This is a genomic window from Companilactobacillus zhachilii, from assembly GCF_003606365.2.
GTDB lineage: Bacteria > Bacillota > Bacilli > Lactobacillales > Lactobacillaceae > Companilactobacillus > Companilactobacillus zhachilii.
Genome location: NZ_CP031933.2, coordinates 1,173,094 through 1,198,462, shown reverse-complemented (window position 1 = coordinate 1,198,462; position 25,369 = coordinate 1,173,094). Strand labels below are relative to the sequence as shown.

Sequence of the window (25,369 nt, the reverse complement as noted above, 5' to 3'; positions counted from 1 at the left end):
GCTTTTTATCTTATTACATTAAGCTCCAAGTAGTTTAAAAGGAAAATTTCATGAAAATTATCATCGCTCCGGCAAAAAAAATGAGTATCAATAATGATACCTTCGATTACGAAACACAACCACAATATCTTGAGAAAACAGCATTATTACTAAAAGCAATGCGCAAATTATCATATACAGAAGCCAAACAACTGTGGAATTGTAGTGATAAGTTAGCGGAACCCAATTACAAATGGCTACAACAACTTGATTTAGAAAAGCAATTAAGTCCGGCCCTATTAGCGTTTAACGGTATTCAATATCAATACATGGCACCAGATTTGTTCACCCAGCCTGCTCTAGATTACGTTCGCAAAAACCTTAGAATAATATCAGGCTTTTATGGCATACTTCGACCCTTTGACGGCGTTGTACCGTATCGATTGGAAATGCAATCAAAATTAAAAGTACCTAATTATGACAATTTATATGAATTTTGGAATTCCCAAATCTACACAGCCTTGACCAATAATTCCGACACTATTATCAACCTAGCATCGCAAGAATACGCCAAGACAATCACACCGTTTTTAAAAAAGAATCAAAAAATGATTACCGTAGTTTTTGCCAGTATAGTAGACGGAAAATTAAAGACAAAAGCCACCCTCGCCAAAATAGCCCGAGGTGAAATGGTTCGGTATATGGCCGAAAATAATGTCACAAGTATTAACGCGCTCAAGAAATTTAATCATCCTGACTGGCTATTTTCAGCAGAATTATCAACAGAAGACCGATTAACTTTTATTTATCAAGAAAAATAAGTTTCAATTAAAAAGGTCTGACCTAAATTTTGGTTAGTTGCCGTCTCTGGGTGCAAGAAATGTTGGCGCTGTGGGGACCGACCTGAGCCAAGGTCTCAGGTCTCGATTTTGAACTTCGCAAAGTACGCGAATTTCAAAACTCGTCCCGTGGTGTAATGGCTAAAGCCATAACGCCACCTTCACTGCTACCAACATTTCTTGCACCCAGAGACTAATATATTCGTTATTTTTTTAAACTGTACTGTATAACTAATTAATTGATTCGATAAAAAATTACACATTATTCGAAATTGAATATTAATAAAAGGCTAGATATTTTTCTGGATTTATATACCAAGAAGATATCTAGCTTTTTTACATTCGATTCTATAACCAAAGTTGAGAAAGAACCTTAATTTTTGTCACACTTTTTTTATTTGCACATAATTTTAACTATTAACTATTAATCTATAAATTGAAACACTCAAAACATACTTTAATCCTCGTTGCTCTGGTCGTCACTGACACAAGAGTAGTCCAGATTATACTAATACTCCAATCTACCAGTCATTTATTCAAAACAACGAATACACTAGCCGGAAGGAGCAATAAAATTAGGTCGCTGTGAAGGTGGCGTTAGCACTTTAGTGCTTACACCACGGGACGAGCTTTGAAACTCGCGGTCTTGGCGAGGTTCAAAGTCGAGATTCGAGACCGCTTTTTGGCTCGAATCGGTCCCCACAGCGACCTAATTTCATTGCTCCTGTAGGCGGCATACTTAGAACAAATACTCTAAATCACTAGCAGCCGTTGGGTATGCCATAATTTCCTTAACAACATCTGAATGTGTCATATGTTCCTTAATCGCCATCGTCAAAAGATTAATCAAGCTATCAGCCTCATTGCTCAACAATGTTGCCCCAATAATTTCTGATTTATCGTTCAAAACGATTCTAACTTTAGCTTTAGGTTCATTAGTATGACTATAAGTAAACCAACTTGTCACATCTTGATCAACTACTTTGGCACCATCTTGAGCGCCAACTTTGGCAAGTTTAGGACTGCCATAGACTACGGTTGGAATTAATGGTAGTTCCAAATCTTCATCTGTTTTACCAGTTAAAATATCGGCAACATAATTGGCTTCAAATCCACCTACTGGTGTCAATTTAGGTTGTTTAGTATCAACGACATCCCCAATTGCATAAATATTATTATTTGTTGATTGCAACTTAGCATTAACTTTCACACCATGGCGAGTATATTCAACTCCAGCTTTTTCCAAATCCAAAAAGTCAGCATTAGCAATTCGACCAGTGGCTCCGATAATTAAATCGGTCGTTAATTCGAAGTTATCAGCTTTAATAACATACTTACCTTCAGAGTCTTGCTCAATGGTTTTTGTATCGATATTGAAGTTAAAATCGACACCTTTATTTTCTAATTGCTTAACTAATTCTAAGGCATAATTTTCATTGAACTCCTTCAACGAGCGATCATTATGGTGAACAATATGAACCTTAGCCCCAGTTGCATTAGCAATTGTAGCCAACTCAAAAGCAATGTAACCAGCCCCAATAATGGTGATATCTGCTGGCATTTTCTTAAGTGACAAGAAATCAGTACTTGAGAGCAAATGTTCTTTTCCCGGAATATTTAAATAACTAGGACGTTGTCCGGTTGCAATAATAAATTTATCAGCTTGATAATGTGTCTGACCATTTACGACAATCTCATCTTTTGAAACAAATTTTGGTTGACCATCAACGGCTGTAATATCAGACTTAACGATTCCATTACGGCTACCTTGTGATACTGGTTTGGTAAAGGTTTCCTTGAATGCTTCCAATTCCTTCCAATTCACATATGGAACCTCATCAAAACCTTTGCCTTGCAACTGAGCCAGACGATCCCTGGTTTCAACCGCTCCGATCAGAACTCTTTTAGGATCACATCCCCGATTAGGGCAAGTTCCACCCCATAAATTATTTTCGATAATTGCCACTTTTTGACCACTACTTTTTAATTTATGAGCGGCTGCCAAACCTGCTGGACCAGCACCAATTACAATTGTGTCAAACTTTTCCATTTGATTCCCTCCAATACAAAAAGACGCTTATAACGTAACTACAAGTTACATTATAAACGTCTTATATAAATTCTTTTAAAGTTGTGCTCAAGACACTACTTACTATCGTCTTTACCACGATTGAGGTTCAAAACAGCCATGAAGGCTTCTTGTGGTACTGAAACCTTTCCAATTTCCTTCATTCGTTTCTTACCTTCTTTTTGCTTGTTCAATAGCTTATCACGACGAGTTCTATCACCACCATAAAGTTTAGCAGTAACATCTTTACGATAAGCCTTAACATTGGCACGAGCAACGATCTTATTGCCGACAGCAGCTTGAATTGGAATCTCAAACATTTGTCTTGGGATTACTTCCTTCAATTTAGCAACGATATCACGACCACGTTTTTGCGCGAAGTCTTTATGAACGATAAAGTTCAAAGCATCAATTGGTTCACCATTAAGCAAGATATCCATTTTAACTAATTCACTTGGCTCATAATCTTCAACATCATAATCTAACGAAGCATAACCCTTAGTGCTTGATTTCAAATCGTCGAAGAAATCAAAATAATTTCCAATAATGGCAACTTGTAGACAACATTTACACGGTATTTGTCCAAATAATCCATTGTCACAAATTCTCCACGCTTATGTTGGCAAAGTTCCATAACGGGACCAACAAAGTCCTCAGGGACCATTATTTCTGCCCTAACAAATGGTTCACGTACTTCTTTTATTTCTGATGCATCTGGTAACTCGGCCGGATTATCAACAATAACTTCAGTGCCATCAGTTGTTGTGACATGATAATCAACTGATGGTGATGTTGTGATCAATTCCAAGCCAAAATCACGCTCCAAACGTTCCTGAACCACATCCATATGCAATAGTCCCAAGAATCCTACACGGAAACCAAAGCCTAATGCTTGTGAAGTTTCTGGTTCATATTCAAGTGCGGCATCGTTTAGTTGTAATTTATCCAAAGCCTCGTGTAAATCTTCATACTTAGCGTTATCTACTGGATAAAGTCCGGCATAAACCATTGGTGTACTCTTGCGATAACCTGTCAAAGGCGCATCGGTTGGATTATCAGCTAAAGTAACTGTATCACCAACTTGCGTATCCTTAACCGTCTTAATGCTGGCTGTAATATAACCAACATCTCCCGCCATCAAGTAATCGCGTTTAACTGCCTTAGGAGACATCACACCAACTTCTGTAACTTCAAAGGTCTTCTTATTACTCATCAATTCAATCGTGTCTCCGACCTTTACAACGCCCTCACGGACACGTACATCTAGCACGACACCACGATAACTGTCATAGACTGAATCAAAAATCAAAGCCTTAAGTGGTTTATCAAGTTCTCCTTCTGGAGCTGGCACATCGGAAACGATACGTTCCAATAATTCATCAACGCCAATACCAGTTTTAGCACTCATTAAAATTGATGATTCGGCGTCAATTCCAATCATCTCTTCAATTTCTTCTTTAACCTTATCTGGTTCAGCTGAAGGCAAATCGATTTTATTAATTACTGGTACAATTTCCAAATCATTATCAATAGCCAAGTAAGCATTAGCTAAGGTTTGCGCCTCAACACCTTGAGCTGCATCGACAACCAACAAAGCACCCTCACAAGCAGCAAGTGAACGGGAAACTTCATATGAAAAGTCCACGTGTCCTGGTGTATCGATTAAATGGAAAATATACGTTTGTCCATCTTTTGCTTCGTATTCAAGTTCTACCGCATTCAACTTGATAGTAATACCACGTTCACGTTCCAAATCCATGTCGTCAAGGATCTGAGCTTTCATCTCACGTTTTGATACTGTCTTAGTTCTTTCCAAAATTCGATCAGCAATCGTTGATTTACCATGATCGATATGCGCTACGATAGAAAAATTACGAATTCTTTTTTGTCTTTCTTTTAACTTATCGAGATCTAAATCCATAAATTATTCCCTTCTATCAGAAATTTTCTCATTCTGTCTATTTTACACTATTGTACACTGATGTTCTAGATAACAATAGTAATGTAAGTATTCCATCACGATGACCAAAAAAATTCGTCACATGAATGCATAAATACATTCTGTGACGAATTTTTATTCTGGAAATATTTTCCAGTTACTAATTATATTAGCCATTAAAAGCATCTTTAATTTTATTAAAGAAATTACTATCTTTTTCCTTAACCTTATCGCCACCAGCTTCAGCGAACTTCTTCAAAGCACTACGTTGTTCGGCTGACAACTTACGTGGTGTGACAATATTAACTGTTACTTTTTCATCACCGATACTCTTACTATTCAAAACTGGAGCACCTTTACCACGCAATCTAAAGGTTGTCCCTGTTTGCGTACCACTTGGGATATTCAAGTTAACTGGTCCGTGGACGGTATTAACTTTGATTTCATCACCTAGAGTAGCTTGGGGGAAACTGATATTGACTGAGGCGTAAATTGTTGATCCGTCACGTCTGAACTCCTTACTTGGAGCAACGTGAAAGACGATGTACAAGTCACCATAAGGTCCACCGTTAGTTCCGGCTTCACCTTGACCATCTAGACGCATTTGTTGTCCATCTTCAACACCAGCTGGTACAGTAACCTTAAGTTCATGCTTTTCATTTACCTTACCTGAACCATGGCAAATGTTGCACTTTTCTTTGATTTCTTTACCAGTACCGTTGCAGACATCACAGACAACTCGTGTACGCATACGGCCAAGTGGAGTTTGACGATCAACTTCAACATAACCTGAACCATGACATTTTGAACATGTCTCTGGATGTGTTCCTGGCTTTGCACCGGAACCATCACAAGTTGAACATTCTTCTTCACGGTTATATGAAATGTTAGTCTTCTTACCGAAAACTCCCTCTTCAAAAGTTAAATCCATGCGATATTGCAAGTCGGAACCTTGTCTTGGGGCATTAGGATTTTGACGAGCAGCACCACCGCCACCGAAGAATTGGCTGAAGATATCTTCAAATCCGCCAAATTGATCAGAACCAGCTCCGCCACCGAAGCCGCCAAATCCACCTTGACCACCATTCATGCCGGCAGAACCATATTGATCATATTGAGCACGTTTTTGCGGATCTTTTAATATTTCGTAAGCTGCATTAACTTCCTTAAACTTTGCTTCAGCATCAGGGGCTTTATTCAAGTCCGGATGATACTTCTTGGAAAGTTTACGGAATGCCTTTCTTATATCGTCATCAGAAGCGTTCTTATCAACGCCAAGTACGTCATATGGATTTTTATCTGCCATTAAATCACCTTTATGTAATAAGACATACAGTCTTATTCCTTTTTAACGCTCAAAAGAGCAGTTATTGTTTTTACTATACCATAACTGGTTTTAGTAATTAAACCACTGCCCTTTATCACAAATATTATTTCTTATCTTTATCAGGATCTACTTCTGAAAAGTCGCCATCAACGGTATTGTCGTCAGATTTCTTCTTATCATCAGTTGAACCAGTTGCACCGTCAGCACCCTTAGCTTGTTGTGCTTCTTGAGCTTGTTGATAAAGTTTTACAGAAAGGTCTTGGACAATCTTATTCAAATCGTCACGTTTCTTCTTCATGTCTTCAAGGTCACCAGAGTCTTGAGCTTTTTTCAAAGCATCACGAGCATCTTGGGCTTTCTTGATTTCATCGTCAGAAACTTTACCCTTAACGTCTTTTAGAGTCTTGTCTGTTGCAAACAATGTTTGTTCAACATCATTCTTAACATCGACCTCTTCCTTACGTTTGTTATCCTCTTCTTCGTGTTCCTTAGCTTCTTTCATCATCTTGTCGATTTCTTCATCGCTCAAGCCTGATGAACTCTTGATAGTAATCTTTTGTTCCTTGTTAGTACCCATATCCTTAGCAGATACATTAACAATACCGTTCTTATCGATATCGAATGTAACTTGGATTTGTGGTACGCCACGAGGTGCAGCAGGAATATCTGTTAATTGGAAACGACCTAAGGTCTTATTGTCAGCAGCCATTGGACGTTCACCTTGTAGAACGTGAATATCAACAGCACTTTGGTTATCAGCAGCGGTTGAGAAGACTTGTGACTTGCTTGTTGGGATAGTTGTATTTCTATCGATCAACTTAGTGAAGACACCACCCATTGTTTCAATACCAAGTGACAATGGAGTAACATCAAGTAAAACAACGTCCTTAACATCACCAGAGATAACACCACCTTGGATAGCGGCACCTAAAGCAACGGCTTCATCAGGGTTGATTGAGTGATCTGGTGCTTTACCAGTCCACTTAGCAACAGCATCTTGAACAGCAGGAATACGTGTTGAACCACCGTTTAAAATAACCTTATCGATATCAGCATTTGTTAAGTTAGCATCCTTCAAGGCATTGTCAACTGGGATCTTTGTTCTTTCAACAAGGTCAGCTGTCAATTCATCAAATTTAGCACGTGTCAATGTTTCTTCCAAGTGAAGTGGACCATTAGCACCTGATGAAATAAATGGAAGACTGATTGATGTTTGGGCAACACCTGATAAGTCCTTCTTAGCTTTTTCAGCAGCATCCTTCAAACGTTGTAAAGCCATCTTGTCTTGACCCAAATCAACGCCATTCTTAGCCTTAAATTGTTCAACTAACCAGTCGATGATCTTTTGGTCAAAGTCATCACCACCAAGATGTGTATCACCATTTGTTGAAAGTACTTCGAAGACACCGTCACCTAATTGAAGGACAGAAACATCAAATGTACCACCACCAAGGTCATAAACAAGAATCTTTTCATCACCCTTGTCATTATCTAGACCGTAAGCAAGTGCTGAAGCAGTTGGTTCGTTAACGATACGTTGAACGTTCAAACCAGCAATCTTACCAGCATCTTTAGTAGCTTGTCTTTGTGAATCATTGAAATAGGCAGGAACTGTGATAACAGCATCTGTAACCTTTTCACCTAAGTAGTCTTCTGAGAACTTCTTGATGTGTTGTAAAATGAATGCTGAAATTTCTTGTGGTGTGTATGACTTGCCGGCTACAGTAACTTTGTAACCTGCTTCGCCCATGTGACGCTTGATTGATGAAATTGTATCTGGGTTAGTGATTGCTTGTCTCTTTGCAACTTCACCAACTTGGATTTCACCATCTTTGAAAGCAACAACTGAAGGAGTTGTTCTTGCACCTTCTGGGTTTGTAATAATCTTTGGAGAGCCACCTTCAAGAACGGCTACAGCAGAGTTTGTAGTACCTAAATCAATACCAATAACTTTAGACATAAACCTAAACCTCTTTTATATTTTATATTTATTAATAATTTTATTGTGCAACGACAACCATTGCTGGACGAAGTACACGATCTTCAAATTTATAACCTTTTTGAAGAACTTGTACAACAGTATCCTTAGCGTGCTTATCATCGGCTGGAACGGTTTGGACTGCTTGACTTGATGTTGGGTCAAACTTTTCACCAACATTGTCAATTGGAGTCACATGGTTAGCTTCAACGGCTTTAACCAAATGCTCTTGAACCATTTCAATACCCTTTTTAAGTTGCTTGCTGGCATCGTCGTCAGCTTCAACACTCAAAGCACGTTCAAGATTATCCAAAACAGGTAGAATTTCTGTTGCCAATTTTTGACCATCATATTTAAGGATGTCAGCGACTTCCTTACTATGACGTTTGTTCATATTTTGCATTTCTGCTTGGCTTCTTAGAAGATTATCTTCTAAGTCAGAATTCTTTTGCTTGAGATCGGCAATCTCTTTGTCTTTAGGATCGACTTTCTCAGCCTGTTTCTTCTTAGCTGAATCTTTTTCAGCTTTTTCATCAGTCTTTGGAGCTGCTTCTTTTTTAGAAGTCTTCAAATCTTGGTCTTTTTCTTTATCTGCCATTACTTCCTCCTAAAAATTTCAAGAATCATCATACCTTGAATAGTAATCGATCAGCCTTTTGGCTAACTCAACTCTAAATTCTCCAAGTAACCCAATCAATTGTGAATAATGCATTGTCGTTGGACCAAGTAAGGCAATTACACCCTTACCATGATGACCAACATCATAATTTGCAGTAATAATACTGTAATTCTTCAACGCATCACTTCCAAGCTCACTTCCGAGACGAACACGAATGCCATCATCAGAAATACTTGGATCAATTAATTTTCTCAAATCAGTGCTCTGATTGATGATTGAGAATAATGACTGAACTTGCGATAAATCATCATTGTTAGCATAATTCAACAAATTTAGTTGCCCATCAACATAATACTTTTCTGCACCAGCTTTCTTGAAAAGCTGATCCATCATATCAAGCAACCCATCACTGGAATACATGTATTCTGAAAGGATTGCTGGTACATCATTGTGCAACATTTGAATAACCTTTGGTAAAGGTTGTCCAACTAACTTGTCATTAACAATGTTAACAATTTTTTCAATCAACGAAGTATCAAAATCATCATCTATTGTATAAATATTATTCTCGACATTATTATCACTTGTGACAATGATTGCCATAAGTTGATGTGGGTTCAAAGGAACAATTCTAAAACCTGTTAACAAGATTGAACTGCTCTCTGGACCCAACGTGATAGCTGTGTAACTGGTCAGATGAGATAAGATTTTGGCAGATTGTTCAATGATATCATCAATTTGATGATAAGTTTTACCAAAATCATCGTCAATTCTCTGCGCTATATCTTGCGGTACACTTGTTGGCTGTACCAAATGATCAAGATAATAACGATATCCCATCGCTGAAGGAATTCTACCAGATGAAAGATGGGTTTTCTCGAGATAACCTACTTCCTCTAGCATTGCCATTTCATTTCTGATTGTCGCAGAACTTACATGGAAAGGTAATTCATTCATCAATGTCTTCGAACCAACCGGCTGGCCGGTATCTGTAAATATGCGCACGACTTCTCTCAAGATTGCATCTTGGCGTTGTGATAGCATTATACCGTCCTCCTTTTTAGCACTATTCATACCTGAGTGCTAACAATGTAAAATATAACAATCTATCCCATTAGTGTCAAGTATGCACGCTCATTTTTTCAGACTTTTCAGTTATTAATTTTCATTGATGCATAATTTTAAACATTTCGTTTTTTTATCCTACAAAGACTAGTTAAATTTCCAGACCGAGATTAAAATTAACCTATACATAGTTTCAATCCTAATTGACAATACTTATTCGAGGTAAATTATGCAAAATCAAATTATTGGTGTAAAATTTCTCAACTCAGAATCTTACGAAGATCTCATTGATAATCCCTGGGAAAATTTAGTTTCAGGTAAGCAATACTCTTATTTCAGTCGTGGCTTCAAAGTTAAGGTCAACGATCTAGTGATTGTACCTAACTCTGGTTATAACGACTTACCAGTAGTCCCTGCTATCGTATCTGAAATTAACCTTAGCGAGGGAATATCTAAAACAACACGTCCCATTTTAGCTGTCATCACTCCAGAACAAATCATTGATCAAGAACGACAGGCTTATGGTATTCACAAAGAAATTGCTAACCGTGAATTAATCTATAAACAACTTAACAAAGCTTACGATGAAGCTCTCAAAATGGAACAAATTCAGTTAATGGCTAAAACTAATCCAACCATCGCAGCCTTATTAAATGAATTACAAAAACAAGATGACATCTTAGAAAAACATCGTGCTCTGCCAAAAACACAAATTACTCGAGCTATTGATCTTCATCAATCATAATTTCAGGCAATAAAAAACAAGCAATTTTTTCAGGTTGAAACAAACAAGGCCAGTGATCCGACGAATTCGGACTGCTGACCTTGTTTGCTTTAAGTTTTGCTTCAAATTATTTTAATCTAATGCTTTTAGCGCATTTGCTTTATCCAATTCCAATTGTTTAATTAAACCTTCAGCACCGTCAAACTTAACTTCACCACGCAAATATCGGACCCATTCAAGTTCAACATGTTGACCATAAATTTGCTCATCAAAATCGAAAATATTGGTTTCAATAGTTACACCAGTGTTCTCTTTAAATGTCACATTATAGCCCACCGAAGTCATTGCACCATACCATTTTTTGCCAATCTTGATACGAGTAGCATACACACCGATGGCAGGAACTAGCTGTGAACCATCCACTGCTAGATTAGCGGTCGGATATCCAAGTGTTCTTCCTCTTTGTAAGCCATGGATAACTTCACCTTGGTTTTGATACGAGTAACCTAAAAACTCATTAGCAGTTTGAATGTGACCTTGGGAAATAAACATCTTAATTGCACTAGAACCAATTTTTTGCCCATTTATCAGTTGCTCGGGTACAGTGACAGTCTCAAACCTTCTCTGTGCGTACTCAGGCAAGCGCTGCATATTAGCAATATCTTTTTTCCCATAAGTGTAGTCAAAACCGGCAACCACATACTTAGCCTTCAATCCAACCATGTATTGGTCGACAAATTCTTGTGGTTGTAAGTGAGCAAAATCTTCACTAAATTGAACAAAATAAAGATAATCAACACCTAATTGTTCAACTAATTGGGCTTTTCTTTGCATCGTTGACAAGTATTTAAAGTTTTTTTCGTGTTGATAAACCGTTCTTGGTGAGCGGTCAAAAGTCATCAAAACAGCCTTCAGGTTATGTTTCTGTGCCAGTTCAACACCAGTTTTAATAACTTTCTGATGTCCCAAATGCACACCATCAAAGAATCCCATTATCAAGACGGTATCATCTGCTGGCCGTTGTTGCTCCAATAACGGATGTTTAACGTTTACAATCTGCATTTTTATACTCTTTTATTTATTATTTAAAGATTGAAAGATTTAAGTCATACTTTAATCCCTGATACCCTAGTCATCAATGGCATGAAAAGTGACTGAACATACAATATGTTACTTCCACTTACTCAATATTCATTCAAACCAACAAATAAACTATCCGGAAGGAGAAAGAAATTTGGGTCGCTGTGAAGGTGTTATAAGGGATAAATCCCTTATAACACGGGACGACTTTTGAAACTCGCGTATTTTGCGAGGTTCAAAATCGAGATTCGAGACCGCTCTTTGGCTCGAATCGGTCCCCATAGCGACCTAAATTTTTTTCTCCTGGAGGCGGCATAAGCATAGTACATTTGTCTTTCAAACTTTATTTATTATTTAATAACATTAAATCAGGAATCCACATATCTCTTACTTTATCATACTTGTAAAGGGCTTTCGTAATTCCATCTCTTTGTACACGCAACTGTTTAGTTTTATCTTCATCCGTTAATTCCAAAAATCCACCATGCAACACACGAACTTCCCACTCTTCATCGGTCAATTCATGGCTAGGAACATCTGTCAAAACATCATCAATTGATCTTAAAAAACTATAGTCGTTATTGTCCATCATGGTTTCAATTTGGCCAATTGTAAAAGTCTCCGCAATAGGAAAACCAGCACTTTTGACACGAGTCAACTGCGACATATAGGCAGGCATATCAAGTAGATGACCAAACTCAACCGCTAAAGTTCTCACATAAGTTCCTTTAGAACATCTAACGTGGAACTTAATTGTCTGATAGCCAGTAGTTTCATCAAAAACAGGCTCACCCATAATATGAAAATCATAAATATGAATATGGCGTTCTGGACGCTCAACTTCTATTCCTGCTCGGGCATATTCATAAAGCTTTTTCCCATTGACACGTACAGCCGAAAACATTGGTGGAATTTGTGTCAAATCACCGGTCATTTTTTCAAAAATTGGATTCAATTCGTCAATAGTAAAAGGCTTCGTTAATTTTTGTTCTTTAACCGTTTCACCTTCACGATCTTCAGTTGTTGTTGACTTGCCTAAAGTTATCTCCCCTTCATACTCCTTAGGAGAGCCTGTCAGTGTGTTTACGAGCTTAGTAGCCTGTCCCACACAAATTGGTAGAACACCGTTGACCAATGGATCTAGTGTCCCTGTATGACCAATTTTCCTCGTATGTAATATTTTTCTTAGTTTATAAACATAATCGGAACTAGTTTGCCCGATTTCTTTATTTAATGGAATTACTCCGTCCATAATAATCTCCGTATCTATCTAATATCATAATAATTTTACTAGTCTTGTCAGAAAAAAGGTAGCCTTGTTATTACCGTTTTCAAAACATATCTTCTTCCGCTTAAAACAAATGGCCTCAGCAATCCAAAATCGGATTACTGAGGCCATTTGCCATAATACTCGAAAGTTTATTAACGATTAGCTTCGTCTTGATGTAACTTAGCAATTAACTTATCAATCTTTTCACCATAGCGAACTGATTGATCTTGTTTGAATTCCAATTCAGGAACTTTGTACAAAGTTAACTTTTGACCAAGCTCACGTCTGATCAAGCCTTTAGCTTTATCCAAGCCAGCTTGAGTCTTTTCAACGTCACTAGCTTTTTCAGACAAAATGCTGTAATAGATAGTTGCATCTTGCAAATCACCTGTCATTTCAACACCTGTCACTGTAACGCCTTGAACTCGTGGATCACGAACACGTTTTAAAAGAATATCATTAACTTCTTTTTGAACTTCTTGTTCTACACGACCAATACGATGTTTAACCATATCGTACCTCCTACTTTATTTAAAAATTCTATTTAAGCCAGTAAATTTCTTCATCACTGCTTGATTATATCACACCAAGCAATAAAACCTTAGTAAGGATACGGGCTTTATTCCTATCATATTTATACAAAAAAGCTTTTTTCAACAATATTACCTTTAACCAAATTTTGAAATCAAATTGACTAAAAATAGTAATTATGCGAGAGCAACTATTCACATCTATTATTTATTACAAAACAACGAATAAATTATAGTGCTGATATGCCGTTTTAAAAAAATAATTTAAAAACACACCCTAGCCGGAGGGAGCAAGAAAATTAGGTCACTGTGCAAGTAGCGTTAGGGATTTATCCCTTACACCACGGGACGAGTTTTGAAATTCGAGTGTACTTCTCGAAGTTCAAAATCGAGGTTCGAGACCGCCTTTCGGCTCGAATCGGTCCCCATAGCGACCTAATCTTCTTGCTCCTGGAGGCGGCATACTTAATCATTCTCAACAAAAAAATAAAGTCTGACGTTTAAAAACATCAAGACTTTATTTTTTTAATTAAATTAAATGCTTATTTTACAGGAACTTCTTCCATTACGTAAGCTTCAATTTCGTCGCCAATCTTAATATCGTTGTAGTTTTCGATTGTGACACCACATTCGAATCCTGAACCAACTTCTTTGACGTCGTCCTTGAAACGTTTAAGTGAAGCAAGCTTACCTTCATAAATGACAACGCCATCTCTGACAAGTCTTACACCACTATCACGTTGGATCTTACCACTATCTACGTAACAACCGGCAATTGTACCAATCTTAGAAACATTGTATGTTTCACGGACTGTAAGGTTACCAGTAACTTTTTCTTCATAGACAGGTTCGAGCATACCCTTCATGGCTGCTTCGATTTCATCGATAGCCTTGTAGATAACTCTGTGTAGACGAATATCAACACTTTCATCCTTAGCTTGTACTTTAGCTTGAGCAGTTGGACGAACATTAAATCCAATGATGATAGCGTTACTTGCAGCAGCAAGGTTAACATCACTTTCAGTAATAGCACCAACGGCAGAATGGATAATATTGACACGTACACCCTTAACTTCAATCTTCTTCAAACTTCCGGCAATGGCTTCAGCAGAACCTTGAACATCGGCCTTAATAATAACGTCGACTTGTTTAAGTTCTCCTTCTTTCATTGTTTCGAATAAGTTATCAAGTGTTACAGGGTTAGTGTTTTGACGTTCCTTTTGAAGAGCACGACTAGCACGTTCCTCACCGGCTGCACGAGCTGTCTTTTCATCTGCAAAGACAACAAACTTATCAGCTGATTCTGGAACATCATTCAAACCTGTAACCTCGACTGGTTCAGAAGGCTTAGCAGCTTCGATATCTTTACCATTATAGTTAGTCATTGTTCTGACACGACCGAAAGTATTACCAACAACGATTGGATCACCAACATGTAATGTACCTTGTTGTACCAATAGAGTTGCCACTGGTCCACGGCCCTTATCCAACTTAGCTTCGATAACAGTACCGATAGCTTTTTGGTCTGGGTTAGCTTTCAATTCCAAAACATCAGATTCAAGTAGAACCATTTCTAGTAATTCATCGATGTTTGTTCCCATTTTGGCAGAAATATTAACAAAGATTGTATCCCCACCATAACTTTCAGGAACAAGGTCATACTTCATAAGTTCTTCAGTAACGTGTTGTGGGTTGGCACCTGGCTTATCGATCTTGTTGATAGCTACAATGATAGGGTCATTAGCGGCCTTAGCATGGTTAATAGCTTCAACTGTCTGTGGCATAACACCATCATCAGCTGCAACAACAAGGATAACGATATCAGTAATATCAGCACCACGAGCACGCATATTTGTAAAGGCAGCATGTCCTGGAGTATCCAAGAAGGTAATTAATCTATCCTTTAGACGTACTTGATAAGCACCAATATGTTGTGTGATACCACCAGCTTCACCAGCAGTAACGTGTGTATGTCTCAAATGATCAAGCAAGGTTGTCTTACCATGATCAACGTGACCCATGATTGTAACAACTGGTGGACGTGTAACAAGATTATCAGAATTTTTAGCTTCAGCATCAAAGTACTTGTCGATATCAGCAACATCTTCTTGGACTTTTTCTTGTGCCTTAATACCGTAATCTTCAGCCAACAATTCAATAGTATCTTTATCTAATGACTTGTTTTGGTTGATCATAATACCAAGCATAAATAGTTTCTTAACGATTTCAGCTGGTTCTCTATGGATCAACTTACCAATATCTTGAGCGTTCATACCCACTGTATAAACAAGTGTTTCTGGTAATGGACGTTCCTTTCTTTGTGGCATTGGCTTCTTAGGTTCGGTACGTTGACGTTGTTGACGCTTGCGTTCCTTCTTCTTCTTACGACTACCAAATGGGTTAGCAAGATTTTGCTTGTGACCAAAGTCACGATTGTTATTAGTTGGTTTTTGTTTCTTATATTCTGGCTTTGGAATATCTGTATGTGCAACAGTTGACTTAGGTGTTTCTTTAGCCTTAGCAGCTACATTGTTATTATTAGGTCTTCTGTTTTGGTTATTGTTATTATTGCTACGGTTATTGTTGTTATGGTTGTTATTGTTATTTCTGTTAAAGCGACTTTGGTTTTCTCCATTGTTGCTATTAGGACGGTGATTGTTCTTATGAGCATTATCGCTATTGTTATTGCGATTATTAGGACGATTATTGTTATTTCTAGTTGGATGACTAGGAATCTTACTTGCATCAGCAATATTTGTCTTAAATTGTTCTAGATACTTGTTACCAGCACTTTGTCTTGGACGTGGTGCTTGTGATTGTGTAGTAGAACGATCACGTCTGTTATTGTTGTTACGGTTACGATTATCACGTGATTGTGAATTACGATTGTTGTTATTGCGATTATTATTGTTGTTACGGTTGTTATTGTTGCGATTATCGTTTGAACGATTTTCGTTATTACGGTTATCACGTGATTGTGTATTGCGGTTGTCACTTCTGTTGTTACTATTAGCAGTAGTGTTGCCATTACGATGGTTGTTATTATTGCTGTTTGGACGATTACTGTTGGATGTGTGATTGTTGTTGCGATGGTCAAAGTGACCCTTACCCTTATTAGCATCTCTTCTTACAGCAGTAATCTTGATCTTAGTCTTGTGATCACCTGAGTTGTGATTACTACCTTCGTGTTTGTCATTAGCTTGTGCAGGTTTTGACTGTGCAGGCTTTGATTGTGAATTACGTGCAGGAGCTGGCTTAGCTGCTGGTTTTGCGGCAGGTTTACCACCCTTTAAGTTACTTACAATCTTCTTTTCTGCGCCTTCATCTACTGATGACATATGGTTTTTAACGTCAATGCCCAATTTGTTAGCGGCATCTAATACTACTTGATTCTCAACACTATTTTCTTTTGCAATAGTATAAATTCTTTTTTTGACCATCCTATCACTCTCCTTAATTGTCCATAAATTCTTTTAACCTTTTAGCAAATCCAAGATCTGTTATTCCCATAACTTTTCTATCTCTTCCAATAGCCATTTTTAAGTCACTACTACTTATAGTATCTACCACAGGTACATTATAATAACTTGCCTTGTTGTGCAAATCTTTTTTTGTCCGTGGACTACAATCCTCTGCCATAATTACCAATTTAACTTCACCACTACGAATTCCGTTGATGGTTAGTTCAGTTCCACTAATAACTTTTCTTGCTCTGACTGCAATGCCTAAAAAATTTAAGAAAGATTTCATTAATGTTTCTTCCCTAGATCTCCAAAAAGATCCATTCTAGCTTTTTGATGATCGACAAAGTCGAATAATTCATCATAGAAGTTTTCAGGTACTGCATGTGAGAAAACTTTTTCTAAAGATTTTTTTGATTTTGCATCTTTAACGGCTTCAGGATCCAGACCAACATAAGCACCGCGACCAGGCTTCTTTCCGGTAGGATCTATTGAAATGTTGCCTTCTTTATCTTTGACAATTCTTACCATTTCTCTTTTTGGATACATCTTGTTTGTCAAAATATCTTTACGCATTGGTATCTTACGAGTTGCCAAATCCATCACCCCTTGTTAATTTTCTGAATCAGTTGTATCACTGTCTACATCTGTGTCTGTATCGGTTGCATCATCGTCATCATTCGACTCAGCAGCTGGATTCTTTGCATCATCAGCATTAGCCGCATTTTCACGTGTCTTTTCAATATCGATCTTACCACTCTCAACATCGGCTAAGTCAACATCTTGGTCATTGTCATCGACAAATTCAACTTGTGATTCAGGCTTAATATCAATCTTATAACCAGTTAATTTAGCGGCCAAACGTGCATTTTGACCCTTCTTACCAATTGCTAGTGACAAGTGATAATCAGGAACGATAACGATACATTGTTTCTTATCATTTTCATCAAATTGAACCGCAATAACTTCAGCAGGATTCAAAGCATTAGCGATGAAATCAACTGGGTCATCAACATAAGGTACAACATCAATGTTTTCACCATTTAATTCATCCACAACTGCTTGAACACGGGCACCCTTTGGTCCAACACAAGTACCAACTGGGTCAACGTCTGGATTGTCTGACTTAACAGCAATCTTTGTTCTATCACCAGCTTCACGGGCAATTGAAACAATTTCAACAGTTCCATCGTAAATTTCTGGAACTTCTTGTTCAAACAAACGTTTTACCAAACCTGGATCAGTTCTAGAAACAAAGACTTGAGGACCCTTTGTAGCATTCTCAACCTTTGTTACATAAACACGGATACGGTCACGTGAGTTGTAAGTTTCGCCAGGCATTTGGTCAGCTTTTGGCATAACTGTTTCGATACGTCCATAAGTGATATAAACATATCTACTGTCACTACGTTCAACTGTACCTTGAATTATTTCATGTTCATATTGGCTATATTCATTATAAATAATATCACGTTCAGCTTCACGAACTCTTTGCATGATAACTTGCTTAGCAGTTTGGGCAGCAATTCGTCCGAAGTCTTTTGGTGTAACTTCTTCTTTGATATGATCGCCGATTTCATAACCTTTACTCTTTTGTTGAGCATCTTCTAGACTAACTTCCAAACGATCATCAACAACATCTTCAACGACTTCTTTAACTGCATAAACATGTATATTACCCTTTTTAGCGTCAAATTCAACATCAACGTTTTGGGCTTGGTTGTAATTTCTCTTATAAGCTGCTACCAAAGCGGCTTCGAGTGATTCAATCACATATTCTTTTTTAATACCCTTTTCGCTTTCAAGCGCATCAAGGGCCTCAACCATTTCTTTACTCATGTTTTTCTCCTTAGAATTCGATTGCAAGTCGAATCTTAGCGATATTGTCTCGGCTAATTTCTACTTGTTTTTTTAAATTCTTAACTTTAACGATCAAAGTTATCTTGTCAGCTGTTACTTCACTTAATGTTCCTTCAAAAGCTTTTTGACCATCTTGTTTTTGATAAAGAGAAGCGTGTACATAATCATCTACATAGTTAGAAAGACTTTCGTCATTTTTTAATGGACGTTCTGCACCTGGAGATGAAACTTCTAGGTAGTAAGCAGGTTCAATTGGATTTAGTTCATCCAACTTTTCTCCGTATTCTTCACTAATAAGCGCGCAGTCATCAATGTTGATGCCACCTTTTTTATCAGCATAAACTCTTAAGTACCAGTCTCCACGTTCGTGGACGAATTCTAGATCAACAAGGAAAAAATCATGTTTCTCTAAGATTGGCTGTAAAATGGCTTTTAATTCTTCAACTTTTGTATCCAAGGACATTCCTCCAAAGTAATCGGCAATAAAAAGAGTGAGCATTTCTGCTCACTCATTAATCAATAATTAACTAGTAGTTAATTTAACATATATTACTATTTAAATCAACTTATAACAACCATACCTAGAATAATGATAACTGATTTTCGTCTGGCATGCCATCTAAAACATGATTTTCCGTCATATATTCGATAACAGTCTTTGAAACCTTACCACGAGTACCTAAATCTTGTTTAGATAAGAATGGTTGTTCTTCACGAGCAGCAATGATTTGCTTAGCAACGTTGTCACCCAAACCAGGAATAGCATTGAAAGGTGCCAACAATGTCTTATCATCAATAATTTTGAATTCAAAAGCATCTGACTTTTCAATATCGACCATCTTAATTTTGAAACCACGTTCCAAGCACTCATTAGCTAATTCTAACACAGTTAGCAAATTCTTTTCTTTGGTTGAGGCATCCATCCCTTTATCATTGATGGCTTTCATGGAAGCTTTAACAGCATCCTTACCAGTTGTCATCGCAACTAAATCAAAATCATCCGCACGAACAGTAAAGTAAGCACTGTAATAATAAAGTGGATAATGCACTTTAAAGTAGGCAATTCTTAACGCCATAATAATGTAAGCTGTCGCATGGGCCCGAGGGAACATGTACTTGATCTTCAAACATGAATCAATATACCAATCAGGCACGTCGGCATCTTTCATTGCTTGTTTCCAATCATCAGGAATACCACGTCCCTTACGAACATGCTCCATAATTTGGAAAGCCATCTGTGAATCCATACCATAGTGAATTAAATCCATCATAATATTATCACGACAACCAATAACATCTTTTAGCGTAACAATACCCTTATCAATCAACTCTTCCGCATTACCTAACCACACATCAGTCCCATGTGATAGTCCTGAAATTTGTAGTAATTCGGCAAAAGTCGTTGGATGAGTTTTCTCAAGCATCCCTCGAACAAAACGCGTCCCAAACTCGGGCACTCCCAGTGTTCCAGTCTTTGAGAAAATCTGTTCTGGTTTAACACCAAGTGAATCAGTACTTCTAAACAACTCCATAACTCCAGGATCCTTGACTGGCAAAGTCTTAGGATCAATACCAGACAAATCTTGAAGCATACGAATCATTGTGGGATCATCATGTCCCAGAATATCAAGTTTCAAAATATTATCATGAATTGAATGGAAATCAAAGTGAGTCGTCTTCCAAAGTGCGGTCTGATCATCAGCCGGATATTGAATCGGCGTGAAATCAAAGATATCCATATAATCAGGCACAACAATAATACCAGCCGGATGTTGTCCAGTAGTCCGTTTAACACCTGTTGATCCAGCAGCCAAACGTTCTTTTTCGGCATTACGAAGATTTTGCCCCGTCAACTCTTCATAATTCTTCACATAACCAAATGCTGTTCGATCGGCAATTGTACCAATCGTACCAGCCCGGAATACGTGATCTTCCCCAAACAATACCTTCGTATAATTATGAGCTACCGGTTGGTAGTCACCAGAGAAGTTCAAGTCAATATCCGGAACCTTATCACCCTTAAAACCAAGGAAAGTTTCAAACGGAATATCTTGGCCATCTTTTTCCAGATCAGCACCACATTTAGGACACTTCTTGTCTGGTAAATCGTATCCGGAACCAACTTCACCTTTAGTAAAGAATTCAGAATACTGACATTTAGGACAACGATAATGCGGTGGCAAAGGATTAACCTCAGTAATTCCGGTCATTGTAGCAACGAAACTGGAACCAACGGAACCACGGGAACCAACCAAATACCCATCTTTATTAGATTTGTAAACAAGTCGCTGAGCAATCAAGTAAATAACTGAGAATCCGTTACCAATAATACTCTTCAACTCACGGTCCATTCGTTTCTGAACTAACTCTGGTAATGGATCACCATATAATTCGTGAGCCTTATCCATCGTTAACTTATGAATTTCATCTTCGGCACCCTCCATTTTAGGAGTGTACAACTTATCCTTAACCGGTGAAATTTCATCAATTGAATCCATGATCTTCTTCGGATTATCAACAATAATTTCTTGTTCAGTAGCTTGATCCATATAGTCAAACTCATCAAACATTTCGTTCGTTGTTCTAAAATGCACATCAGGCAATTCAGGACGACGAGCTAAAGCATTACTCTTAACTGCCTTGATAACAATATCTCGATAAACTTTATCATGCTCATCCAAATAATGAACATCACCAGTAGCAACAACCGGTTTATTCAATTCTTTTCCAAGTTTAACGATATTTTTCAGAATTTCCTTCAAAGCATCTTCATCTTGAATAATCTTGATGTCAATTAAATGTTGATATAAAGAACGTGGCATAACTTCCAAGTAGTCATAATACTCAGCTAATTCACGAGTATCGTCATAACCTTTTTGCATCATGCTAGTGAAAACTTCACCATTTTCACAAGCCGAACCGACAATAATACCTTCACGATATTTATTCAATAAACGACGAGGAACTCGAGCTGTCCGATAGTAATATTGTGTCATTGAATACGAAACAATTTTAAACATATTTTTCAAACCAGCTTGCGTTTTGGCTAACAAGATGGCATGTGTTGGTCGAGCTTGCTTATATGCTTCTTCTCCACCAATATGATCATTCAATTGTTCAACATTCGTCGTATCGAATTTGTCTTCCAATTCTTCAAACAACTTATACATCAAATAACCAGTTGTTTCCGCATCAGAATCCGCTCTATGGTGATGTTCCAAAACAATATTGTAACGTTTGGCTAAGGAATCCAATTTGTGATTTCGATATTCCGAATGCAATGTTCGTGACATTTCCAAAGTATCGATCACAGGCATTGCTAATCTTGGACGTCCCATCCGCGTTAATGCTGCATTCATGAATCCCATATCAAAGGTGACGTTGTGTCCAACTAAGATATCATCACCGATAAAGTCCATGAATTCACCCACGATGACGGTCTCATCAGGCGCATCCTTCACCATATCCGTCGTAATACTTGTTAAATTAGTCGTGATCTCTGACAATGGATGACCTGGATTGATGAACTTATCGAATCGATCAATCACTTCACCATCTTTCATCTTCGTAGCACCAATTTCAATGATGGAATCATAAACTGCCGATAAACCGGTAGTTTCCGTATCAAAAATGACATACTCGGAACCGACTAATTTTTGATCACGTAAATTATAAGCAATTGGATTACCTTCATCGACCAAGTCTACTTCGACACCATAAGCAATTTTGACACCAAACTTTTTACCTGCACTATAAGCTTCTGGGAAGGCTTGTAAGGCACGATGATCGGTTATCGCAATGCCTGTTTGACCCCAATCACTAGCCCGTTTGATCAAAGCTGTTGCACTAGGAATAGCATCCATTTGACTCATATTCGTATGTGCATGTAATTCAATCCGCTTATTACCCTCTTCAGCAGTATCTTGACGAGATTGATGTTTAATAACATTAATATCTTGCGCCATGATAACCAATTCACGTGAAAAGTTATCTTCTTGAACACTACCACGAACTCTGATCCAAGCACCTTTATCCAATGAATTAAAGAAGGCTTCATCTTCATCACCATTAGAAAATTTCTTAATACTGAATGAAGATGTGTAATCAGTTACTTTCAAAATCAAAAGTGAACGTCCTGATTTTAACTTACGGACATCAATGTCAAAGACATATCCTTCAACAACTTTGCCACGATCTTCTTCAATAATATCAACCATTTGGGTGATTTCTTGATCATCGGGAATCTTGCGACCAACTTTTGAAACATTGGCAGCTGGCTTAGCCGCCTTCTTTTCGCTGACTTCCTTAGCTTTAGCTTGGAATTTCTTAGCTTTTTCAGCATTAGCAGCTTTAATTGCCGCCTCTTTTTCTTGAGATTTATTTTCATCAATATTAGTTCTAATCTTAAAATCCGGAAAACCGAGACTAGTATATTCAGCTTGGAGGCCGTTCAACAAACTGCCGTCAATTACATCAGCCATGAAATCATTAGAAACATCAAAGAAAACATGACCATCTTGCATGTAAGGTGCCGCTTGACTAATTCGACTAATAACCATCGGTGAATTAACACCACAGTCATTTAATACATAATTCCAATAATCTTTAATATCTTTTTCTCTTAATTCAGCATTGGTGGTAGTTATCTCAAAATTAACTTGAGCAATTCCATCAAAACTAGCCTTTAGTGCTTTAACAAAAGTCAAAAATTCATTAAATGGTAAAACATCTTTGAACTCGAAGAAAAAAGTCCAACGCTTACTATTTTTATGAACTTCCAACTTATTTAATTTACCTTCGGCAAACGAATCTTGCGATTCTAACAAACTCTCTAATTTAATTTGCTTAACAAGTATTTCAAAAAGTTGTTTTGTATCTGACATATTCTACCCTTCAAAAATAAAAAAAGGCCTAAGCCTCATTACTGATTCTTAAGCAATATTTTTACTGAATTTACTAATTCATCTTTACTTACTTCAATTGTTTCACCAGTACTTCTGATCTTAAGTTCAACAATCTCGTCACCAGCTTTTTTACCAACTGTGATTCGAATTGGAATACCAATCAAATCTGAGTCAGCAAATTTAACACCGGGACGTTCCTTACGATCATCAAGAAGAACATCATAACCTTCATCTTGTAATAGTTCAACAATTTCGTCACTCAATTTACCTTGAACATCATTATTGTACTTAATTGGCACAACGTGAATTTGGTATGGAGCCAATTGTGCTGGCCAAATAATACCATTTTCATCACTATGTTGTTCAATGATAGCTGAGAGCAATCTTGAAATACCAATTCCGTAACAACCCATGATCAAAGGATTTGACTTACCATTCTCATCCAAGAAATTAGCACCGAGTGCCTTGGAGAATTTAGTACCTAATTTGAAAATATGACCAATTTCAATACCACGAGTGAATTTGATATGACCATGACCATCAGGTGAAGTTTCACCCTCTTTGATAACACGGAAATCTCTAAATTCTGGCATTTCATCAGTGATATCTTCAAAGTTAGCATTGATAAAGTGACGATCAGCCTTGTTAGGACCTACAACAAAGTTAGTCAAACCGACTAATGAACTGTCATAAAGGACTTTGATCTTATCATCCATACCCTTAGGACCAATAAAACCAGGTACACTCTTGAAAACGTCTTGAACTTCTTCAGGTGTAGCTTCACGTAAGAAGTCAGCACCTAAATAGTTTTTGATTTTAACATCATTAGCATCATAATCGCCACGAATCATCACCATAACTGGTTCATCATCAGCCATGTATGCTACAGCCTTCATGATACGTGCAGGTTCAACTTTAAGAAGTTCAGCCAAAGTATCAATTGTATGAACGTTTGGTGTGTCAACTTCTTCCATAGCCTTCTTTTCTTCAGTTGGATTTTCATCCATCTTACTTGCAGCCATTTCTAGGTTAGCAGAATATTCTGATTCATCTGAATAAGCAATAGTATCTTCACCAATAGGTGCAATTGCTGAGAATTCCTTAGAATCAGTTCCACCCATAGCACCAGCATCACCGATGATAGCACGGTAATTCAAACCACAAGCGTCAAAGATGTTGCGATAGGCTTGTTCCATTTGATTAAAGATAACGTCGAGTTGTTCTTTGTTAGCTGTAAATGAATAAGCATCCTTCATCAAGAATTCACGACCACGTAATAGACCATAACGAGGACGATCTTCATCACGATACTTCATCTGCATTTGATATAAAACAAGTGGTAATTTCTTGTAACTGTTCAAACCTTCCTTAACCACGCTAGTAAATGTTTCTTCGTGGGTAGGTCCTAAAACAAATTCTCTTTCATGACGGTCCTTAAGTTTAAAAAGATTGTCGCCATAAGTTTCGTAACGACCACTTTCTTTCCACAAATCAGCTGGTAAAATAGCGGGCATTTGCATTTCAACCGCATCAATTTTTTCCATTTCTTTGCGCATTAAATCCTCAAGTTTGCGGATCACAGACCAAGCTAGTGGCAAATATGAATACACACCGGCAGAAACTTGGCGAATATAACCTGCTCGCAACATCAACTGGTGACTAATAGCCTCAGCATCTGAAGGAGTTTGTTTTAGTGTTGGAATATATAATTTTGATTGTTTCAAGT

The 25,369-nt window shown here is 37.5% G+C and carries 17 protein-coding genes and 1 pseudogene; 2 read left to right on the top strand and 16 right to left on the bottom strand.

Annotated features, from left to right (window positions below):
• Positions 1 to 50 precede the first annotated feature (50 nt).
• Complete coding sequence (gene yaaA, locus D1B17_RS05355; protein ID WP_120142691.1) at positions 51 to 800, top strand: peroxide stress protein YaaA; 750 nt, start codon at positions 51 to 53, stop codon at positions 798 to 800.
• Between the two features lie 757 nt (positions 801 to 1,557).
• On the opposite strand, the gene D1B17_RS05350 is transcribed toward yaaA, so the two are convergent.
• From D1B17_RS05350 to hrcA, 6 genes and pseudogenes are all read right to left on the bottom strand, one after another.
• Positions 1,558 to 2,868 (bottom strand): dihydrolipoyl dehydrogenase family protein, encoded by a 1,311-nt coding sequence (locus tag D1B17_RS05350; RefSeq protein WP_120142692.1) that lies wholly within the window; start codon positions 2,866 to 2,868, stop codon positions 1,558 to 1,560.
• Between the two features lie 95 nt (positions 2,869 to 2,963).
• Positions 2,964 to 4,807: pseudogene (gene lepA, locus D1B17_RS05345) on the bottom strand (translation elongation factor 4).
• 187 nt (positions 4,808 to 4,994) lie between these two features.
• Positions 4,995 to 6,131 (bottom strand): molecular chaperone DnaJ, encoded by a 1,137-nt coding sequence (gene dnaJ, locus D1B17_RS05340; protein WP_120142693.1) that lies wholly within the window; start codon positions 6,129 to 6,131, stop codon positions 4,995 to 4,997.
• A 124-nt stretch (positions 6,132 to 6,255) separates the two neighbouring features.
• Positions 6,256 to 8,112 carry a molecular chaperone DnaK gene (dnaK, locus tag D1B17_RS05335; protein ID WP_120142694.1) on the bottom strand — a complete coding sequence of 619 codons (1,857 nt, stop codon included), beginning with the start codon at positions 8,110 to 8,112 and terminating at the stop codon, positions 6,256 to 6,258.
• Positions 8,113 to 8,152: 40 nt separating this feature from the next.
• The gene (gene grpE, locus D1B17_RS05330) at positions 8,153 to 8,728 is read right to left on the bottom strand and encodes a nucleotide exchange factor GrpE (RefSeq protein WP_120142695.1); all 576 of its coding nucleotides are present in this window, start codon (positions 8,726 to 8,728) and stop codon (positions 8,153 to 8,155) included.
• 18 nt (positions 8,729 to 8,746) lie between these two features.
• Positions 8,747 to 9,793: a heat-inducible transcriptional repressor HrcA gene (gene hrcA, locus D1B17_RS05325; RefSeq protein ID WP_120142696.1), complete on the bottom strand. Its 1,047-nt coding sequence runs from the start codon at positions 9,791 to 9,793 to the stop codon at positions 8,747 to 8,749.
• 250 nt (positions 9,794 to 10,043) lie between these two features.
• Here hrcA and D1B17_RS05320 point away from each other — a divergent pair, with 250 nt between their 5' ends.
• Entirely contained in the window at positions 10,044 to 10,559 is a 516-nt protein-coding gene (locus D1B17_RS05320) for a hypothetical protein (protein WP_120142697.1), read from the top strand.
• A 111-nt stretch (positions 10,560 to 10,670) separates the two neighbouring features.
• Here the strand turns inward: D1B17_RS05320 and D1B17_RS05315 are convergent, their stop codons facing one another.
• The 10 genes from D1B17_RS05315 to D1B17_RS05270 form a co-directional block, all read right to left on the bottom strand.
• Positions 10,671 to 11,600, bottom strand: coding sequence for a bifunctional riboflavin kinase/FAD synthetase (locus tag D1B17_RS05315; protein WP_120142698.1), 930 nt, complete (start codon positions 11,598 to 11,600; stop codon positions 10,671 to 10,673).
• A gap of 361 nt (positions 11,601 to 11,961) precedes the next feature.
• Complete coding sequence (truB, locus tag D1B17_RS05310; RefSeq protein ID WP_120142699.1) at positions 11,962 to 12,870, bottom strand: tRNA pseudouridine(55) synthase TruB; 909 nt, start codon at positions 12,868 to 12,870, stop codon at positions 11,962 to 11,964.
• A gap of 170 nt (positions 12,871 to 13,040) precedes the next feature.
• Positions 13,041 to 13,400, bottom strand: a complete 360-nt coding sequence (gene rbfA / locus D1B17_RS05305) for a 30S ribosome-binding factor RbfA (RefSeq protein ID WP_120142700.1) — start codon at positions 13,398 to 13,400, stop codon at positions 13,041 to 13,043.
• A gap of 560 nt (positions 13,401 to 13,960) precedes the next feature.
• Positions 13,961 to 16,858, bottom strand: a complete 2,898-nt coding sequence (gene infB, locus D1B17_RS05300) for a translation initiation factor IF-2 (RefSeq protein WP_120142701.1) — start codon at positions 16,856 to 16,858, stop codon at positions 13,961 to 13,963.
• A gap of 13 nt (positions 16,859 to 16,871) precedes the next feature.
• Positions 16,872 to 17,168 (bottom strand): L7Ae/L30e/S12e/Gadd45 family ribosomal protein, encoded by a 297-nt coding sequence (locus D1B17_RS05295; protein ID WP_120142702.1) that lies wholly within the window; start codon positions 17,166 to 17,168, stop codon positions 16,872 to 16,874.
• Complete coding sequence (gene rnpM, locus D1B17_RS05290) at positions 17,168 to 17,476, bottom strand: RNase P modulator RnpM (protein ID WP_202238939.1); 309 nt, start codon at positions 17,474 to 17,476, stop codon at positions 17,168 to 17,170. Before rnpM ends, D1B17_RS05295 begins: the two co-directional genes overlap by 1 nt.
• A 15-nt stretch (positions 17,477 to 17,491) precedes the next feature.
• Positions 17,492 to 18,718: a transcription termination factor NusA gene (gene nusA / locus D1B17_RS05285; protein ID WP_120142704.1), complete on the bottom strand. Its 1,227-nt coding sequence runs from the start codon at positions 18,716 to 18,718 to the stop codon at positions 17,492 to 17,494.
• 10 nt (positions 18,719 to 18,728) lie between these two features.
• Positions 18,729 to 19,202: a ribosome maturation factor RimP gene (gene rimP, locus D1B17_RS05280; RefSeq protein WP_202239702.1), complete on the bottom strand. Its 474-nt coding sequence runs from the start codon at positions 19,200 to 19,202 to the stop codon at positions 18,729 to 18,731.
• A 118-nt stretch (positions 19,203 to 19,320) separates the two neighbouring features.
• Positions 19,321 to 23,622, bottom strand: a complete 4,302-nt coding sequence (locus D1B17_RS05275; protein ID WP_120142706.1) for a PolC-type DNA polymerase III — start codon at positions 23,620 to 23,622, stop codon at positions 19,321 to 19,323.
• 38 nt (positions 23,623 to 23,660) lie between these two features.
• Positions 23,661 to 25,367, bottom strand: a complete 1,707-nt coding sequence (locus tag D1B17_RS05270) for a proline--tRNA ligase (RefSeq protein ID WP_120142707.1) — start codon at positions 25,365 to 25,367, stop codon at positions 23,661 to 23,663.
• Positions 25,368 to 25,369 lie beyond the last annotated feature (2 nt).

Bases quoted from the DNA above. Each gene is read 5' to 3' on its own strand.
- yaaA (WP_120142691.1), top strand. From the start codon at position 51: ATGAAAATTATCATCGCTCCGGCAAAAAAAATGAGTATCAATAATGAT.
- D1B17_RS05350 (WP_120142692.1), bottom strand. From the start codon at position 2,868: ATGGAAAAGTTTGACACAATTGTAATTGGTGCTGGTCCAGCAGGTTTG.
- dnaJ (WP_120142693.1), bottom strand. From the start codon at position 6,131: ATGGCAGATAAAAATCCATATGACGTACTTGGCGTTGATAAGAACGCT.
- dnaK (WP_120142694.1), bottom strand. From the start codon at position 8,112: ATGTCTAAAGTTATTGGTATTGATTTAGGTACTACAAACTCTGCTGTA.
- grpE (WP_120142695.1), bottom strand. From the start codon at position 8,728: ATGGCAGATAAAGAAAAAGACCAAGATTTGAAGACTTCTAAAAAAGAA.
- hrcA (WP_120142696.1), bottom strand. From the start codon at position 9,793: ATGCTATCACAACGCCAAGATGCAATCTTGAGAGAAGTCGTGCGCATA.
- D1B17_RS05320 (WP_120142697.1), top strand. From the start codon at position 10,044: ATGCAAAATCAAATTATTGGTGTAAAATTTCTCAACTCAGAATCTTAC.
- D1B17_RS05315 (WP_120142698.1), bottom strand. From the start codon at position 11,600: ATGCAGATTGTAAACGTTAAACATCCGTTATTGGAGCAACAACGGCCA.
- truB (WP_120142699.1), bottom strand. From the start codon at position 12,870: ATGGACGGAGTAATTCCATTAAATAAAGAAATCGGGCAAACTAGTTCC.
- rbfA (WP_120142700.1), bottom strand. From the start codon at position 13,400: ATGGTTAAACATCGTATTGGTCGTGTAGAACAAGAAGTTCAAAAAGAA.
- infB (WP_120142701.1), bottom strand. From the start codon at position 16,858: ATGGTCAAAAAAAGAATTTATACTATTGCAAAAGAAAATAGTGTTGAG.
- D1B17_RS05295 (WP_120142702.1), bottom strand. From the start codon at position 17,168: ATGAAATCTTTCTTAAATTTTTTAGGCATTGCAGTCAGAGCAAGAAAA.
- nusA (WP_120142704.1), bottom strand. From the start codon at position 18,718: ATGAGTAAAGAAATGGTTGAGGCCCTTGATGCGCTTGAAAGCGAAAAG.
- rimP (WP_202239702.1), bottom strand. From the start codon at position 19,202: ATGTCCTTGGATACAAAAGTTGAAGAATTAAAAGCCATTTTACAGCCA.
- D1B17_RS05275 (WP_120142706.1), bottom strand. From the start codon at position 23,622: ATGTCAGATACAAAACAACTTTTTGAAATACTTGTTAAGCAAATTAAA.